Origin of the sequence: Granulicella sp. WH15, from assembly GCF_009914315.1 — a bacterium.
In the GTDB taxonomy this organism is placed as follows: domain Bacteria; phylum Acidobacteriota; class Terriglobia; order Terriglobales; family Acidobacteriaceae; genus Edaphobacter.
On sequence record NZ_CP042596.1, the window covers coordinates 4,424,956 to 4,441,417 of the forward strand.

Sequence of the window (16,462 nt, forward strand, 5' to 3'; positions counted from 1 at the left end):
CGAGGCCCCATGCTCTACTCCATCCGGCACCTGACCAAGTTCCTCTACGACCACTCCGTCAGCGAGAGCATCATGGAAACGCGGATGCACCCGCGCTCGGACCAGAATCAGCGATGTCTCACCTTCCACCTCTCGGTCAGCCCGCGCTGTCGCGTCTTCTCGTACCGCGACCACCTCGCCAACCACGTCCACCACTTCGACATTCCCGGCCAGCACGGGCAGCTCGTCATCGTCGCCGAGTCGGTCGTCGAGGTGGCGCCCGCGCCGCACATCCCCAGTTTCCTCTCGCCCGACGCCTGGGACGAGCTGGATCGCATGGTCTGCGAGGGCGACTACTGGAGTTCCTCTTCCCTTCCGAGTTCACCCAGCCCACGCACCGGCTCAACGACCTGGCCGACCTGCTCGACGTGCGCCGCCGCGACGACCCGCTGATGGTGCTGCACGACCTGAACGAGAAGCTCTACAAGTACTTCGACTACGTGCCCAAGTCCACCAAGGTGGACTCGCCGATCGACGTCGCGCTGGCCAGCAAGAAGGGCGTCTGCCAGGACTTCGCCCACGTGATGATACGCTGTGCGCTCGCGCCTGAAGATTCCTGCCGGTACGTCAGCGCTATCTTTACCACGGCAAGCCCGATACCAGCGCCTCTCCCGGCCAGTTCAGCGCCGAGACCGACCGCTCCGCCTCCTCGGCTACCCACGCCTGGGTGGAGGTGCTGATGCCGCACCTCGGCTGGGTGGGCTTCGACCCTACGAACTGGCTCGTAGCTGGCGACCGCCACATCCGCACCGCGATTGCCGCGACTATGCCGACGTTCCGCCGACGCACGGTATGTTCCGCGGCCGCGCCCGGAGCGAGCTGACGGTGGCCGTGCGGTCACCCCAGCGAAGCACGCTGTCGATGGATCAGGACTACGGTGCCGGAAGACTGGTCGATTCTGGTGGAAAACGCCGTCGCCCTGCCGCAGCAGGCTCCGCCGCCGACGCGCCAGCAACAGATGGCCCAGCAGCAGCAGTAACGACTAAAAGATTTGTCCTGCCGGACGGTCCTCCTACGCGGAGTGAGGCATTTGCACGCCTTTTACTGCTTCGCGTGCTCCTCCCGTTGGTCGGAATAATATTTTCGCTGCCGACCAGCGGGAGCCCCATGCTGATTACTCACCCATGCAACCCCGAGAACGGTACGAAGTACTACAGGTTCAGCTTCTTGAAGACCCGCTCCGAATGTCGGATGATGAACATGATCGGCTGCCACTGAACGCACGTGAGCGTATCCGCCCCTTCAATCCCCCCGCAATGTCTCGCCCACGTGACTCGCAACTCTCCGAGCCCTCATCCTGCGTCATGCCGTCTGGTCGCCCGCTTGATCGTCAGCACCGTCACGCCCCGCGTCCACCGTGCGCAGCCCGCCAGACGCCGACAGCCGCCTCGACGCTCCATACACGTAGTTCGACTGCGCCGCGATCTCCGCGCGACAGATGACGCCATGCGAGTGGCGCTGCACGCAGAGTTCGCCAGCCACGTAGCACGGTGCGGCAAGGTTCGTGTGGCAGATCTGCTCCGCCGGTGGAGCTCTGCTCGGTCCGTCTGGTTACAGAATGCCGTGGCCAGGTACGGCACACCATGCCGAGGTCTGAGCGTTCGCATGATGACCAGATCGCTGCCTTCCGGACCGAGCTGGAGCCACAAAGCCGTCCGCAGATCGGCGTTCCGTCTGGCGTTACCAGAATCGCCCGCCAATCGGCCGCCAGTTGGTTACGGGCCACCAAACTCGCTGCGCGGCCGTCATCGCCGCGTCCTTGGCCGGATAGAGCCGCCCGCCGAAGTCGTTCACCATGTCGGCCAGACGCTCGAAGAGCGGAAAGCTCTTGTTCGGCTTGATGGGGAAGTCGAGCGCCAGCGTGATGCCGGGCTTGGGGAAGCTCATCAGGCCGGGAGAAGGCACATCGCCGAAGGCCTTCAGCACGGCCAGGAAGCTCGCCAACCCGGACTGCGCCACCTCGCGCAGAATAGCAATCGTCCTCACGCGCCGACTCCCACGGGATCGCGTACTGGAACTGCAACAGGCCGCTCTTGCCGTACATGCGGTTCCAGTGCAGCACCTTGTCCAGCGGATAGAAGAACGGCTCGTAGTCCTGCAGCGCCTTGACGCGGGGCTTCATCTGCTTGTGGAAGAGCCCAGCGAGTTGATCGCATGGGAGAGCAGCGCCGGGTGCTGGTCGGTATCATCGAGATCGACCACAGCCGAATCGACAAATGCCGCGCCGCGCGTCTTCATATCCGCCGCCACCGCCGCCAGCTTCTCCGCGTTACGCGCCACCAGGAAGAGGCTCGCGCCCTCGGTGGCCCAGATACGGCAGGTTGCCTCGGCGATCCCGGACGTCGCGCCCAGAACCAGAATCTTCTTGCCCTTGCTGCTCATAGTGTCGATTTATCTCCGGTGCAACGCTCCCAGAAGCTGGAGGTAATGATGGGATCTCTGAAGCGAGCGAGCTGCTCCCACTGCGGATAAAACGTCTGGAACTGCGCGGCCGTCATCGCCGCGTCCTTGGCCGGATAGAGCCGCCCGCCGAAGTCGTTCACCATGTCGGCCAGACGCTCGAAGAGCGGAAAGCTCTTGTTCGGCTTGATGGGGAAGTCGAGCGCCAGCGTGATGCCGGGCTTGGGGAAGCTCATCAGGCCGGGAGAAGGCACATCGCCGAAGGCCTTCAGCACGGCCAGGAAGCTCGCCAACCCGGACTGCGCCACCTCGCGCAGAATAGCAATCGTCCCCTCACGCGCCGACTCCCACGGGATCGCGTACTGGAACTGCAACAGGCCGCTCTTGCCGTACATGCGGTTCCAGTGCAGCACCTTGTCCAGCGGATAGAAGAACGGCTCGTAGTCCTGCAGCGCCTTGACGCGGGCTTCATCTGCTTGTGGAAGAAGACCGTATTGAACGCGCTGACCGTCGTATGGTTCAGGCAGAAACCCGGCGCTTCAAACGGGAAGACCAGCTTGGGCTCGGGCGAGGGCTTCAGCTCCGCCGGAACCTGGCTGTGGTCGCCCTGCATGAAGACGCCGCGCATGAAGTTCTTGCCGGTGGAGGCGCAGTCGATCCAGCTCACCGTGTACTCGATGTGCTTAGACGCCTCGGTCAGCGCTAGAAACTCGTCGATGCCGTGGAACTGGATGCCCTCGTAGTCGATGCCGCGCGAGACGATAGGCCGCAGCCGCAGCGTCGCCCAGGTAATCATCCCGGTCAGGCCCAGCCCGCCGATCGTCGCGGCAAACCAGTCGAGGTTCTCGGTCCGCGAGCAGAGACGCCGCGAGCCGTCCGAGCGCACCAACTCGAACTCCACGATGTGGTTGCCGAAGCAGCCCGCGACGTGGTGGTTCTTGCCGTGGATGTCGTTGGCGATGGCCCCGCCCAGCGTCACGTACTTGGTCCCCGGCGTCACCGGCAGAAAGAAGCCGCGCGGCACCGCGAAGTCAAGGATCTGCGCCAGCGTCAGTCCCGCCTCGGCCGTTAGCAGCCCGGTCTCGGGGTCGAAGGAGATCAGGCGGTTCATCGCCGTGGTCACCAGCAGGTTGCCGTCCTTCAGCAAGCACGAGTCGCCGTAGCTGCGGCCCATCCCCACCACCAGCGAGCCGTTGTGCAGGCCATTGGTGACTGCGGGAAAGTCGCTCTGCCAGTGAAGCGGCACCACATTAGCCTGGTAGACGGGATACCGGCCCCACGACTCGAACGGCGCGGAACTCGGCGTCGTGGCCGTCTGGCTCGCAGATTCCGGAGCAAAAGTAGAGGAAGCCATGCCTATAAGATACCTGCAAAGCGCGCAAAGGAAAGAGGCACAGCTAAAAGCCGTGCCTCTTTCTTGTTTCAGCCTGAATAAATCTTTTGGCTTAAGCCTTGGCTGCCTTCTGAGCCGCCGCATGTCCCTCAGCAGCCTTCGCACGGGCAGCCTTGGCCACCTCGGCCAGAGCCGCAAAGCCCGCAGCGTCATTCGCCGCGATGTCGGCCAGGATCTTGCGATCGAGTCCGTTGCCGGCCAGCTTGAGGCCGTTGATGAAGGTGGAGTAGCTCATGCCGTTCTTCAGCGCAGCCGCGCCGATACGGACGATCCACAGCGAGCGGTACTGACGCTTCTTCTGCTTACGGCCGGTGTAGGCAAACTTGAGTCCACGCTCGACGGCCTCTTGCGCGGCCTGATAGAGCTTGGATTTGGTGAGGAAGTAGCCGCTTGCGCGCTTGAGAATCTTGCGCCGACGATCGGCCCGTTTTGTACTCCGTTTTACACGGGGCATGGTAAATCTCCTTTTGCGTACATCGTTTAAGCGGCTGGTGGAAAGGGTTCCACTTCACTCGCCATACAAATTCAGATCTCGATGGAGTTCGTTTTCACTATTCCAGGGGCCACGACGCAGTTCCGGCCCGCTTGATCTAAAAGACTATAAACACCTTAGAATCAGGCGTAGGGGAGCATCCGGGCGACATTGTGGTGATCCGCGTCGGAGATCAAACCAGACTTGCCCAGGCGGCTCTTGGTCTTGTTGTTCTTCGAGGTGAGGATATGGCGCATCTTCGAGTGGCCGCGCTTGAACTTGCCGGTGCCAGTCTTGGTGAAGCGCTTGGAAGCGCCGGAGTGCGTCTTCAACTTGGGCATGGTGATCCTTCTTACATTCTGGACAACTGTATAAGTGTAGCCGAAAGCGTGGAAAAGGGGAAGAAATAAGGGCTTTTATCCCGCGAAGCGTCCAAAACCGCACGAAGTGCCGCCCGCCCGGCGTTAGGGCGTTTTTGTAGTTGTCAGGGCCAATAGCGGCACTGTCATCGCCGTCGTCAAAACCGCCATCAGTACGAACAACGTGAACAGCAGAGGGCTGAGAACACCTTCTCGATAGCCCACGTTCAGCGCGATCAGCTCCACTAATCCACGTGTATTCAGCAGGATGCCGATTTCGAGCGCCGGTCGCCACCCCATGCCGCTCGCCCGTCCGGCCAGCATCGAGCCGCCGATCTTGCCCGCCACCGCCACTGCCAGAACCACGGCGAGCCAGCCCAGCCCGCGGCTGGAGAACATCTCCCGCTGCATCTTGAGGCCGGTCATGGCGAAGAAGACCGGCAGCGTCACTGCGATCGCCGGAGTCAGTATCCGGCGCAGCATTTTTTCCAGCTCCGCCACGCGGGGCACGCAGACGCCCGCCAGAAATGCCCCGAAGAAGGCGTGGATGCCGAGAAGCTCCGTCACATGGGCGCTGGCGAAGGAGAAGCCCACTGCCAGGGGAAGCCAAAGCCAGAGCGGGCCTGACAGTCGCGCCAATATGGGCCGCACCACCGCCAGCATCACCGTGACGTACAGGGCCAGCCAGGCCAATCCGATGAGCGTCGTCGCCAGCGGTCCGCCGTGGATGAGCGCCAGCGTTACCGCCAGCAGCGACCAGGCCACCAGGTCGTTTGCCGCCGCCACGATCAGGGCCGTAGCAGCCGTGGTCGAAGCCACCGAGCTGCGCTCCTCGAGGATTCGGGCCAGCACCGGGAGCGCCGTAATGCTCATCGCGATGCCGGTAAAGAGCACAAAACCCAGCCGTGAGACGCCGGGCGTGCCCAGACGGACCAGCAGCACCGGGGCCAGAGCCGCGCCCAGCGCGAAGGGCACGCCGATGCTGCCGACCGTGATCGCCAGCGACGATCCACGGTTGCGCTGAGCCGCCGTCAGGTCCAGTTCCGAGCCGATCAGGAACAGGAAGAGCACCAGGCCGATGTTGCTGACGGTCTCCAGCAAGTGCAGCCGTGACGCGGCAAAGAGAAAATGTGAGGCTCCCGGCAGCAGGTAACCGAGCCCCAGAGACCCCAGAGCGAGGCCACCGGCGATCTCGCCAACCACCTTGGGCTGTCCCACGCGCCGCGCCAACGCCCCGCAGAGGGATGTCACGGCCAGGATGACCGCCAGTTGCAGCAGTAGAATCAGGCAGTTCACGGCTGTTCGGCGGCTTTCTTGCGCCTTTCGGTAATGATGATGACCAGCTCGGTGAGCAGCAGCACCAGCCCCACGGGAAGCATCCTGGCCCCCAGCGCCGCGGGCCAGTTGTAGGTAAAACCGGTGGACCAGTCCAGCCCCATCAGGGCCGCTCCGCCGAAGAAGAGCAGTCCGCCCGCCCAGCGCCGGAAACGGGCCGAAAGTTCGCTATCGCCTTTGAAATCAGTGCCGCGAACCTCCCGCACCGGTCGGCCGCCGAGGCCGTGGTGGTCGTAGATGCGGCAGCGCAGCCAGGGAGAGGCGGCCACCTGCTCGGACGCGTAGGCTTCGGCCTCGGACAGCGAGCCGAATACCGTACAGGTCGGTCCGGCTGGCCGGGTTCCGGCTGAAGAGACCGGGCGCGCCGGTTCGCTTGAGTAGAGGACAGCGAACTCCCCTGGAATCAATCGTTCATTCCAGCTCGGAGGCTGGGCTTTGGGGTCGAACAGAAGCAGCGTGCGGGGCTCAGCCATCGGGCCGAGTATACCAAGCTGGGACGGCCCGAACCCTCCGAGGAAACCCGCAGACGTGCCAGACGGCGGCAGCCGGGGTATCCTGAAAGAACACCCGGAGCCTAAGCCATGTTCGCCACTTCGAACGAAACGTCTCTCTCGTCGCAGGATTTCATCGAATTAGAAGACCAGTACGGCGCTCACAACTACCATCCGCTGGACGTCGTCATCGACCGCGCCGAGGGCGCATGGGTCTTCGACGTCGAGGGCCGCCGCTACCTCGACTTCCTCTCTGCCTACTCGGCCGTGAACCAGGGCCACTGCCACCCGGCCATCTACAAGGCGCTGGTGGAGCAAGCCGCTAAGGTGACGCTGACCTCGCGCGCCTTCCGCAACGACCAGTTGCCGTTGCTGCTAAAGGAGTTGCACGATCTGACCGGCTACCCGATGGCGCTGCCGATGAACTCCGGCGTCGAAGCCGTCGAGACCGCGCTGAAGGCCGCGCGCAAGTGGGGCCAGACCGTCAAGGGGATTCCAGCGGGGCAGGCCGAGATCCTGACCTGCACCAATAACTTTCATGGACGGACGATCTCGGTCGTCGGCTTCTCCTCCGAGAGCCAGTACAAGTGCGGCTTCGGGCCGTTCGCGCCGGGGTTCAAGCAGGTTATTTTCGGAGATATCGAGAGCTTCCACCAGGCGATTACGCCGAATACCTGCGCCATTCTGATCGAACCAGTGCAGGGTGAGGCCGGGATACGGATTCCGCCCGCGGGCTATCTGAAGGCTGTCGCTGAGCTTTGCAAAGAGCACAATATCCTGCTGATCTGCGATGAGATCCAGTCCGGACTGGGGCGCACGGGCAAGCTGCTGGCCTCCGAGCACGAGGGCGTTGCGCCGGATGTGGTGATTCTGGGCAAGGCGCTCTCGGGTGGATTTTATCCCGTGTCGGCGGTGCTCTCGTCGCGGGAGGTGCTGGGAGTATTCCATCCCGGCGACCACGGCAGCACCTTTGGGGGTAATCCGCTGGCTTGTGCGGTGGCTCGGGCGGCGCTGAAGGTTCTGGTGGATGAGGATCTGATTGCGCGCTCGGCCGAGCTGGGGGCCTATGCGCTCGACCGGCTGAAACGGCTGAAGCACCCGAATGTCGCGGAGATTCGCGGGCTGGGGCTGTGGATCGGCATCGACCTGAAGGGACCGGCGCGGCCGCTGTGCGAGGCGCTGAAGGATCGCGGCGTGCTGTGCAAGGAGACGCATGACACGGTGATCCGGTTTGCTCCGCCGCTGATGATTAGCCGCGAGGATCTGGATTGGGGTTTGGAGCAAATCGAGGCTGTCATCCTGGCCAGCTAAGCCACTTTCCTTCGCCTTACACACTCATAGAACAGCTCATATGGGGCCTCTCGCTGCCGACCAGCGGGAGGCCCCATGCTGATTCCTCCCCCCATGCCGCCCCGAGAACGGCACGAAGTGCCGTGGTATACTTAAGAATCGGAGAGAACGCCCGAAAGTGCTGAATTGACGCGGGTTTTGCGCCATTTCCACCCTCGGGCCGGAGCCTGACGACGGGCTTCCCCCGAGACGAAACGGAGACTACCCAAGCGAATGTCGACCCAGCCTAACGACGACCTGTTCCAGTCCAAGGAAACCTCGAGCCTGACCCAGGAGGCCCACACGGGCGGCTACTCGGCCGAGAACATCACCGTGCTCGAAGGCCTGGCGGCCGTGCGGCTGCGGCCCGCGATGTACATCGGCTCCACCGGCGAGCAGGGGCTGCACCACCTGGTGTACGAGGTCGTCGACAACTCGGTCGACGAGGCGCTGGGCGGACACGCGACCAAGATCGAGGTCATCATCCACGTCGATAACTCCATCACCGTCATCGACGACGGGCGCGGCATCCCGGTGGACAACAAGACCATCAACGGCGTGACCATGCCCGCGGTGCAGGTGGTGCTGACGATCCTCCACGCGGGCGGCAAGTTCGACGCCTCGAACTACAAGGTCTCGGGCGGTCTGCACGGCGTCGGTGTGAGCTGCGTCAATGCGCTCTCGGAGGCGTTTGACGTGGAGATCTGGCGCGACGGCTTCGCCTGGGAGCAGGATTATGCCAAGGGCGACCCCATCAGCCCGCTGCGCAAGATGGGCGCGAGCACACGGCGCGGCACCAAGGTCCACTTCCTGCCGGACAAGAGCATCTTCTCCGTGCACGAGTACAACTACGACACGCTGGCCAACCGGCTGCGGCAGCTCGCGTTCCTGAACAAGGGCATCGAGATTGTGCTGACCGACGAGCGCCAGACCGACGTGAAGACCGGCGAGGCCAAGACCCAGACCTTCAAGTACACGGGCGGCATCGCGGAGTTCATCAAGCTGCTGAACAAGGGCAAGGCCGTGCTGCACGAGAAGCCGATCTACATGGAGGCCGAGCGCAACAACGTGGCCATGGAGATCGCGCTGCAATATAACGACTCCTACTCGGAGACGGTGTTCACGTTTGCCAACAACATCAACACCATCGACGGCGGCACGCACCTGGCGGGCTTCAAGACGGCGCTGACGCGCACGATCAACGCCGCCGGACAGTCGCTGGGCCTCTTCAAGGACGTGAAGGAAAACCTGAGCGGCGATGACGTGCGCGAAGGGTTGACGGTCGTGGTCTCGGTGAAGCTCTCGCAGCCGCAGTTCGAGGGCCAGACCAAGGGCAAGCTGAACTCGGATATCGCGGGCACGGTGCAGGCGTTCGTCAATGAGCGGCTGGGTGGGTTCCTCGACCAGAACCCGCAGGTGGCCAAGCGGATCATCAACAAGGCGATCGACGCGGCGCGGGCGCGTGAGGCGGCGCGCAAGGCGCGTGACCTGACACGGCGTAAGGGCGCTTTGGACGGCGGTGGACTGCCGGGCAAGCTAGCTGACTGCTCCGAACGGCAACCGGACCGGTGCGAGCTTTACCTCGTTGAGGGAGAGAGCGCCGGTGGAACGGCCAAGCAGGGCCGCGACCGCAAGTTCCAGGCGATTCTGCCGTTGAAGGGTAAGATCCTCAACGTCGAGAAGGCGCGCTACGACAAGATGCTGGGCCACGAAGAGATTCGGGCCATGATTACGGCGCTCGGCTGCGGCATCGGCAAGGAAGACTTCGACGCCAGCAAGCTGCGCTACGGCAAACTGATCCTGATGACCGATGCCGACGTCGACGGATCGCACATCCGCACGCTGCTGCTGACGTTCTTCTTCCGCCACATGACGGAGCTGATCCTGCGCGGCCATGTGTACATCGCGCAGCCGCCGCTCTTCCGCATCAAGAAGGGCAAGTTCGAACAGTACATCAAGGACGAGCGCGAGTACGTGGACGTGATGGTGAAGCGGGCTTCGGACGGCATGATCCTGACCTACGGCGAGGGCGGCGCGAAGCTGGAAGGCGCGGCGCTGACCGAGTTCATGATTAAGCTGAACGACTACCTTGCCTTCTTCGACAAGGTGGGTAAGCGGCTGCGCAATGAGCGCGTCACCACCGACTTTATGGAGTTGTTCGCGCACGAGGGTGCTGCTCCTTCGCGGAAGGAAGACTTCCAGGGTGAGGGCGCGGCTCCTGCAAAGCTCGTCGAGATGAAGAAGCGGCTGGACGAGATGGCGCGGGAGTTCCAGTTCCGCGCAGTGGGCGAGCCGGAGTTCGACGAGGAGCACCAGACCTGGTCGATCAGCTTTACCGATGCGCAGGGCGCTTCGCGGAAGGTAGACTGGGCGCTGGCGAGCACGGCAGAGAGCCGTCTGCTGTTGGCGAAGTACGCGCAGATCAGGGAGCAGCTGCAGGCTCCGTTCCTCATCAGCTATGCGGCCAAGACGCCCGCGCAGGTGACCCAGGCGGCGATCGACGACGCAGATGCGGATGAGGCGGTGCAGGAGGAGGGCGTGGTCGATAGCATCGCGGCCACTGCGGACGCCGCTCAGAATGCCTCTGCGGAGGTCAAGCCGACGGCGAAGCGTTCGAGCAAGGTGAACCAGGACCCGGTCGAGAAGAAGACGCCGCGTGAGGTCTTCGACTACGTGATCGAGCAGGGGCGCAAGGAGTACCAGGTGCAGCGTTACAAGGGGCTGGGCGAGATGACCGCGCCGCAGCTCTGGGACACGACGATGGACCCCGACCACCGCACGCTGGTGCAGGTGAAGCTTGAGGATATTGCCGCCACGGAAGAGATCTTTACGACTCTGATGGGCGAGGATGTCGAGAGCCGACGGAAGTTTATCGAAGAGAATGCGCTGGATGTGAAGAACCTAGATATCTAAATCCAGATATCTAACCTTCGAACTGGATAGATGAAAACAAATGGCCTGGGAGCTCCTGACAAGGGGAGCCCAGGCCATTTGTTTTCTGCCTCGTTCATTACATGCGGGGAATTTTACTTGCCGCATCTCCTACACCTGTAGTAAACATGCAGTGAGAAATGACGATGCAATCCAAGCTGTCCAAGCTCGAGTTTCAGGTGATGGAGTTTCTGTGGACCTGTAAAGAAGCCTCCATTCGCGAGATACAGGAGGCCCTCTCGAAGCGGGCCACCGCAAAGCGCCCGCCCGCTTATACGACCGTGCAGACGGTGGTGTATCGCATGGAAGAAAAGGGTGTGGTGCGGCGAGCGGGAAAGATCGGAAACTTCCACGTCTTTGCTGCGGTCATCACGCGCGACAAGGCGCAACGGCGGTTGCTGGATGAGTTTCTGGGGTTCTTCGGCGGAAAGGGCAAGCTCGTAATGGCCCAGTTGATCGAAGCCGGGGAACTGACTCTTGAAGATGTCAAAGAAGCAGAGGTGCTGTTGAAGTCGGCTGCAAAGCGGAGGAGCTCCAAATGAATCTTCCTGTTAGCTGGAATGCCGTGTGGACCATCGTCCTGGTGCATCATCTCTGGCAATCGACCCTTGTATGCCTTGGGGTGTGGGCGCTGACGCTGATGCTGCGGCGGAACTCGGCGCGGATGCGATTTCGCCTGTGGATGCTGGCCTCCGTCAAATTTCTGCTTCCCTTTGGCCTGCTGGTGATGGCGGGCGAGTCGCTCTCTGCAAGAAGAACTGCGCCGGGGACCGGGACGGTTTTTTCGATGGTGATGGAGGGTCCGGCAACGCAGCCTTTGAAGGCTCAGGCTAAGCCGCCGCAGCTTGCATCGCCTCTGTCGCGTGCGGCGGCGGCTCGACCTGAAGCGGGGAAAAAGCCGGTCTCTGTGATGTGGCCGCTGGCCGCGCTCTGGCTGATGGGTTCGCTGATGATTGCAGGCGTGTGGCTGTGGCGATGGTCGAAGCTGCGGGCGATGATACGGCGCGGGACGCCGCTGCCGGAGAGGTCTGGGCTGCGTGCGGTGATGGTTTCGAGCGACGTGGAGCCTGGGATCTTCGGGATTGTGCGGCCGGTTCTTGTATTGCCGCAAGGGGTAACGGGAACGCTGACGCCAACGCAGCTTGAAGCGATCGTCGAGCATGAGCTTTGTCATGCGCGCAGGCGCGACAACCTGACGGCTGCGATGCACATGCTGGTCTCGGTTGTGTTCTGGTTTCATCCGCTGGTGTGGTGGATCGGCAAGCGGATGATCGCGGAGCGCGAGACGGCCTGCGATGAAGCAGTGCTCGAGCGTTCGCACTCAGCGCTGGAGTATGCCGAGGGGATTCTCAACGTATGTAAGTTTTATCTGGAGGTTCCAGTGGCGTGTGTTTCGGGTGTTACCGGTGCGGATCTGAAGAAGCGTATTGCGCACATTCTGTCGGGGGATCGTGCGCGGAGTCTGACCGTAGCGCGCAAGCTGGTGTTGAGCGTTGCCGGTGTCCTCTCGATCGGGGTGCCGGTTGTGTTTGGGGCGCTGCATGCGTCTCGATCGTACGCCCAGGCTCCGGCGAAGCAGAACATCGACGACGCGTGGCAGGGCACGCTGCATCTACAGAAAGACCTGCGCCTGGTTCTGAAGATCGTGAAGGCTCCGGATGGAACGTTGAAGACGACCTTCTACAGCATCGATCAGGCTGGCCAGCCGCTTCAAGTCAAGGAGACGCTGTTTCAGGGTAGTGAACTGAAGCTCAATGTAGAGGCCATCGATGGCACGTATGTGGGCAAGATCTCTCCCGATGGAACGACGATTACGGGCGAGTGGAAGCAGGGGGACACGAGCCATCCTCTGATCCTGGCGAGAGCGACCGCCGAGACGGCGTGGACGATTCCGGAGCCGCCGCCGAAGCTCCCTCCTATGGCTGCCGATGCCGATCCCAGCTTTGAGGTGGCGACGATCAAGCCAACCGATCCGGCGTCCAAGGGCAAGGGCTTTGGCGGCCCGCCGCGCCGGTTCCGGACAGGCGGCACGACGCTCAACGACCTGGTGATGTTTGTGTATGGGGTGAACACCAAGCAGATCGTGGGCGCTCCGGCGTGGACCGAGAGCGACCGTTTCGACATTACGACAGGACAGCCGGATGCGCCGGGCGCGCCCAGTGAAGATCAGGTCCGGACGATGATGCGGAAGTTGCTGGCCGCGCGATTCGGGTTGAAGTTCCACAAAGAGAAGAAGGAGATGTCGGCCTATATTCTGAGCGTCGCGAAGGATGGGCCGAAGCTGACGAAGAGCGAGTCGGACCCGAATGCACCGCACGCCTTCTTCTTCACCAAGCTGGGCAACCTGACCGTGCGCAATGCGACGATGGAGGACTTCGTGAACGGGATGCAGGGAGCGGTCTTCGACCGTCCCGTGGTGGACCATACGGGGATCGCGGGCCGCTGGAACTGCTCGCTGAAGTGGACGCCGGATGAGACGCAGTTCCAGGTGTTTGGGGTGAAGATCACTCCCAATGAAGCAGCGGATGCGCCGCCGCCCATCTTTACCGCGATCCAGGAGCAGATAGGGCTGAAGCTGGATGCGGGCAAGGCGATGGTTGAGGTGATGGTGATCGACCACGTGGACAAGCCGAGCGAGAATTAAGCTGCATGAGCCGCATGAGGGGTCGGCTACGGATGTTGGTGCTGTTGGCGATGCCCGTGACTGCGTTTGCGGCGGAGCATCATGGGCGCGTGCTGTTCAATGGCGTGCCGGTGCCGGGGGCGAGTGTGGCCGCTACCAGCGGATCGAAGCAGGTGGCCACCGTGACGGACGTGCAGGGGCTGTTTCAGTTTGCGGATCTGGCCGATGGGGAGTGGACGATTCGGGTTGCGATGCAGGGATTCGCGACCGAAGAGCAGACGATCCGGATCAACCAAGCCGCGGCTGCGAGCAGCTTTGAGCTGAAGATGCTCTCTATGGCTGAGGTGCTGGCATCGGCGAAGAGGATTGCTCCGCCGCTTGTTCCGGCACCTCTCCCAACGGCGAAAGCTAAAGACAGTAAGGTGGAAAAAGAGGAGACCCCGCCACCTTCCCCGGCCAGCAGCCGCGAGGCCGAGAGAAGCTCGGACGGGATGTTGATCAATGGCAGCGAGAACAATGCCGCCACGTCGAAGTACTCGATCTCGCAGGCGTTCGGCTCACGCAGGCCAGGGGCGAAGGGGTTGTATACGGGCAGCGTCGGCGCGCAGATCAACGCCTCTCCCTTCGATGCGCGGCCCTACTCGCTGACGGGGCTTGCGGTGCCGAAGGCCTCGTACAGCCGCATCAACGGAGTGGCTACGCTGGGTGGTCCGTTGAAGATTCCGCACCTGATGCGGGATGGGCCGAACTTCTTTGTCGGGTATCAATGGACGCGGGATACCTCGGCAAGCACGCTATCAGGATTGGTCCCAACGGAGGCTCAACGCGGCGGCGATCTATTGGAGACAAGCACGCCTGACGGGCAGCCGGTGACGATCCTCGATCCTGCGACCGGCCTTCCAATCAGTGGACCCGTGGCGGTAAGCGAGCAGGCCAAGGCGCTGCTCGCGCTGTATCCGCTGCCGAATCTTGCGGGCAATACTCGCTATAACTACCAAACGCAGGTGCTAACGGATACGCACACGGATGCTTTGCAGTCGCGCATGGATCGCGGCTTCGGACGTCGAGACCAGGTCTACGGCGGCTTCGCGTTTCGTAGTGTGCGCGCCGATAGCGAGAACCTCTTCCACTTTCGCGACGTGACCAACACGCTTGGAATCGACAGCAATGTGCACTGGTCGCACCAGCTTCCTCACCAGGTTCTGCTGGAGACGGGCTATCGGTTTACTCGCCTGCGCACGCAGGTGCGGCCGTACTTTCAGGATCGTCAGAACGTCTCCGGCGATGCCGGGATTATGGGCAATGAGCAAAGCTCGACGAACTGGGGGCCTCCGGATCTCTCGTTCTCGAGCGGGCTTTCGGGGTTGTCGGATGCGCAGAGCGCCTTCAACCGCAACAGGACCGACGCCTTTTCGACGGAGGCAACGTGGACGCATCGCCGTCATACGGTGGCCTTTGGCGGCGATCTGCGGCGGCAACAGTTCAATCAGTTCTCTCAACAGAACGCTCGCGGCGCGTTCACCTTTACGGGGGCCGCGACGCAGGGCGCTGGGAGCACAGGGTCGGACCTGGCGGACTTTCTGCTGGGCGTGCCGGACACGAGCCAGATCGCTTACGGCAATGCGGACAAGTACTTTCGGCAGACAGTCTACGACCTCTTTGTGAATGATGACTGGAGGGTGCGGCCGGAGCTGACGATCAGCACGGGGTTGCGCTGGGACTATGGCGCTCCCATCACGGAGCTGAAGGGCAGGCTGGTGAACCTGGATATCGCGCCGGGGTTCAGCGCGGCCATGCCCGTGCTGGGGAGCGATCCTACGGGGCCGATCACCAAAGTGGCTTATCCCTCCTCGCTGGTGCGTCCGGACCGGCGCAAGTTCGAGCCCAGGCTGGGGATTGCGTGGAGGCCGCTGCCGACGGTGGCGCTGGTCGTTCGCGCCGGGTATGGCATCTACGTCGATACGTCGGTGTACCTTGCGAGCGCGCAGCTCATGGCCCAACAGTCGCCGCTATCGAAGAGCATCAACGTCTCCAATAGCGCGAACTGCCCGCTGACGCTGGCGAATGGCTTTCTCGACTGTGCGGGCACGACGGCGGATACGTTTGCCATCGATCCGAACTTTCGCGTTGGGTATGCGCAGAGCTGGCGGCTCGCGGTGCAACAGGATCTGCCCGGAGCCTTGGTGATGACGGCGACGTATCTGGGCACGAAGGGCACGCGCGGGCCGCAGGAGTTTCTGCCGAACACGGATGCTCCCGGCGCGGCAACGCTCTGCGCCGACTGCCCGCGAGGGTTTACCTATCAGACATCGAACGGCAACTCGATTCGTCATGCGGCGGAGGTACAGTTGCGGCGCAGGCTGCGTAGCGGGCTCACGGCGACACTCGACTATGTTTATGCGAAGTCGATTGATAACGATTCGATGCTGGGTGGCGCGGGCTATGTCTCGTCTACTCCTGCATCGTCGTCAGCGTCTGCCGTTGCCAGTGCAGCATCCTCCGCGACGATCGCGCAGAACTGGCTCGACCTGCGGGCGGAGCGGAGCCGCTCCAGTTTCGACCAGCGTCATCTGCTGAAGCTGACCGCGCAGTACACGACAGGTATGAGCCTGCATGGGGGAGCATTTTTCTCGGGATGGCGAGGAACGCTGCTGAAACAGTGGACGATTGCCTCAGAGCTAAGCGCGGGGACGGGACTGCCGCAGACGCCGATCTATCTAACCGCAGTACCGGGAACGGGCGTGACTGGAACGGTTCGCCCGGACCTTACGGGAGCCGCCATCTACACGGGCGGCGCGGGGTATCACCTGAACTCGGCTGCATTTGCCGCGCCCGCCGCGGGACAGTGGGGAGGCGCGGGGAGGTACTCCATTGAAGGTCCGAGCGCGCTGACTCTGGACTCATCGTTGGCGCGCAACTTTCGGATGCGCGATCCGTTCAACCTCGACGTGCGTGTCGATGCGACGAACGCGTTGAACCACGTGGTGTATACGGGCTGGAACACCATCATCAACGGGACAACGTTTGGCCTGCCCGCCAATACCAAGGCGATGCGCAGCCTGCAGATCAGCGGGAGACTGCGATTCTGAT

At 62.6% G+C, this 16,462-nt stretch carries 16 protein-coding genes and 1 pseudogene; 8 read left to right on the forward strand and 9 right to left on the reverse strand.

The genetic code is table 11. The features are described from left to right. The first annotated feature begins 9 nt into the window (after nucleotides 1-9). Genes FTO74_RS19865 through FTO74_RS19880 form a run of 3 tightly spaced genes read left to right on the forward strand, consistent with a single transcriptional unit; the run spans nucleotide 10 to nucleotide 862 of the window. Entirely contained in the window at nucleotides 10-432 is a 423-nt protein-coding gene (locus tag FTO74_RS19865) for a transglutaminase N-terminal domain-containing protein (RefSeq protein ID WP_255462380.1), read from the forward strand. Further along, nucleotides 408-719 carry a transglutaminase family protein gene (locus FTO74_RS19990; protein WP_345933725.1) on the forward strand — a complete coding sequence of 104 codons (312 nt, stop codon included), beginning with the start codon at nucleotides 408-410 and terminating at the stop codon, nucleotides 717-719. Before FTO74_RS19865 ends, FTO74_RS19990 begins: the two co-directional genes overlap by 25 nt. Then, nucleotides 713-862, forward strand: coding sequence for a hypothetical protein (locus FTO74_RS19880; protein WP_255462381.1), 150 nt, complete (start codon nucleotides 713-715; stop codon nucleotides 860-862). Before FTO74_RS19990 ends, FTO74_RS19880 begins: the two co-directional genes overlap by 7 nt. A 479-nt stretch (nucleotides 863-1,341) precedes the next feature. On the opposite strand, the gene FTO74_RS18365 is transcribed toward FTO74_RS19880, so the two are convergent. From FTO74_RS18365 to FTO74_RS18400, 9 genes and pseudogenes are all read right to left on the reverse strand, one after another. After that, nucleotides 1,342-1,521: a hypothetical protein gene (locus tag FTO74_RS18365; RefSeq protein WP_162539435.1), complete on the reverse strand. Its 180-nt coding sequence runs from the start codon at nucleotides 1,519-1,521 to the stop codon at nucleotides 1,342-1,344. A gap of 252 nt (nucleotides 1,522-1,773) precedes the next feature. Beyond that, nucleotides 1,774-2,173 (reverse strand): annotated as a pseudogene (locus FTO74_RS18370) (FAD-binding protein); the annotation flags it as partial. After that, nucleotides 2,158-2,421 (reverse strand): SDR family NAD(P)-dependent oxidoreductase, encoded by a 264-nt coding sequence (locus FTO74_RS18375; RefSeq protein ID WP_255462382.1) that lies wholly within the window; start codon nucleotides 2,419-2,421, stop codon nucleotides 2,158-2,160. The gene FTO74_RS18375 and the pseudogene FTO74_RS18370, both read right to left, overlap by 16 nt. Continuing rightward, nucleotides 2,418-2,747 carry a hypothetical protein gene (locus FTO74_RS19995; RefSeq protein ID WP_345933730.1) on the reverse strand — a complete coding sequence of 110 codons (330 nt, stop codon included), beginning with the start codon at nucleotides 2,745-2,747 and terminating at the stop codon, nucleotides 2,418-2,420. Before FTO74_RS19995 ends, FTO74_RS18375 begins: the two co-directional genes overlap by 4 nt. Then, nucleotides 2,708-3,793, reverse strand: coding sequence for an FAD-binding oxidoreductase (locus tag FTO74_RS18380; RefSeq protein WP_345933732.1), 1,086 nt, complete (start codon nucleotides 3,791-3,793; stop codon nucleotides 2,708-2,710). The genes FTO74_RS19995 and FTO74_RS18380 overlap by 40 nt, the downstream gene beginning before the upstream one ends. Before the next feature lie 91 nt (nucleotides 3,794-3,884). After that, entirely contained in the window at nucleotides 3,885-4,286 is a 402-nt protein-coding gene (gene rplT / locus FTO74_RS18385; RefSeq protein WP_162539436.1) for a 50S ribosomal protein L20, read from the reverse strand. Nucleotides 4,287-4,447: 161 nt separating this feature from the next. Further along, entirely contained in the window at nucleotides 4,448-4,645 is a 198-nt protein-coding gene (gene rpmI, locus FTO74_RS18390) for a 50S ribosomal protein L35 (RefSeq protein WP_162539437.1), read from the reverse strand. A 123-nt stretch (nucleotides 4,646-4,768) separates the two neighbouring features. Further along, nucleotides 4,769-5,959, reverse strand: coding sequence for a cation:proton antiporter (locus FTO74_RS18395; RefSeq protein ID WP_162539438.1), 1,191 nt, complete (start codon nucleotides 5,957-5,959; stop codon nucleotides 4,769-4,771). Then, complete coding sequence (locus FTO74_RS18400; protein WP_255462383.1) at nucleotides 5,956-6,471, reverse strand: hypothetical protein; 516 nt, start codon at nucleotides 6,469-6,471, stop codon at nucleotides 5,956-5,958. The genes FTO74_RS18395 and FTO74_RS18400 overlap by 4 nt, the downstream gene beginning before the upstream one ends. A 108-nt stretch (nucleotides 6,472-6,579) precedes the next feature. Here FTO74_RS18400 and rocD point away from each other — a divergent pair, with 108 nt between their 5' ends. From rocD to FTO74_RS18425, 5 genes are all read left to right on the forward strand, one after another. Further along, entirely contained in the window at nucleotides 6,580-7,800 is a 1,221-nt protein-coding gene (gene rocD / locus FTO74_RS18405; protein WP_162539439.1) for an ornithine--oxo-acid transaminase, read from the forward strand. Between the two features lie 252 nt (nucleotides 7,801-8,052). Next, entirely contained in the window at nucleotides 8,053-10,731 is a 2,679-nt protein-coding gene (gene gyrB, locus FTO74_RS18410) for a DNA topoisomerase (ATP-hydrolyzing) subunit B (RefSeq protein WP_162539440.1), read from the forward strand. A gap of 164 nt (nucleotides 10,732-10,895) precedes the next feature. Further along, entirely contained in the window at nucleotides 10,896-11,291 is a 396-nt protein-coding gene (locus tag FTO74_RS18415) for a BlaI/MecI/CopY family transcriptional regulator (protein WP_255462384.1), read from the forward strand. After that, on the forward strand, nucleotides 11,288-13,393 hold the full coding sequence (locus tag FTO74_RS18420) for a M56 family metallopeptidase (RefSeq protein WP_162539442.1): 2,106 nt from the start codon (nucleotides 11,288-11,290) through the stop codon (nucleotides 13,391-13,393). The genes FTO74_RS18415 and FTO74_RS18420 overlap by 4 nt, the downstream gene beginning before the upstream one ends. Nucleotides 13,394-13,398: 5 nt before the next feature. After that, nucleotides 13,399-16,461, forward strand: coding sequence for a carboxypeptidase regulatory-like domain-containing protein (locus FTO74_RS18425; protein ID WP_255462385.1), 3,063 nt, complete (start codon nucleotides 13,399-13,401; stop codon nucleotides 16,459-16,461). Nucleotide 16,462 lies beyond the last annotated feature (1 nt).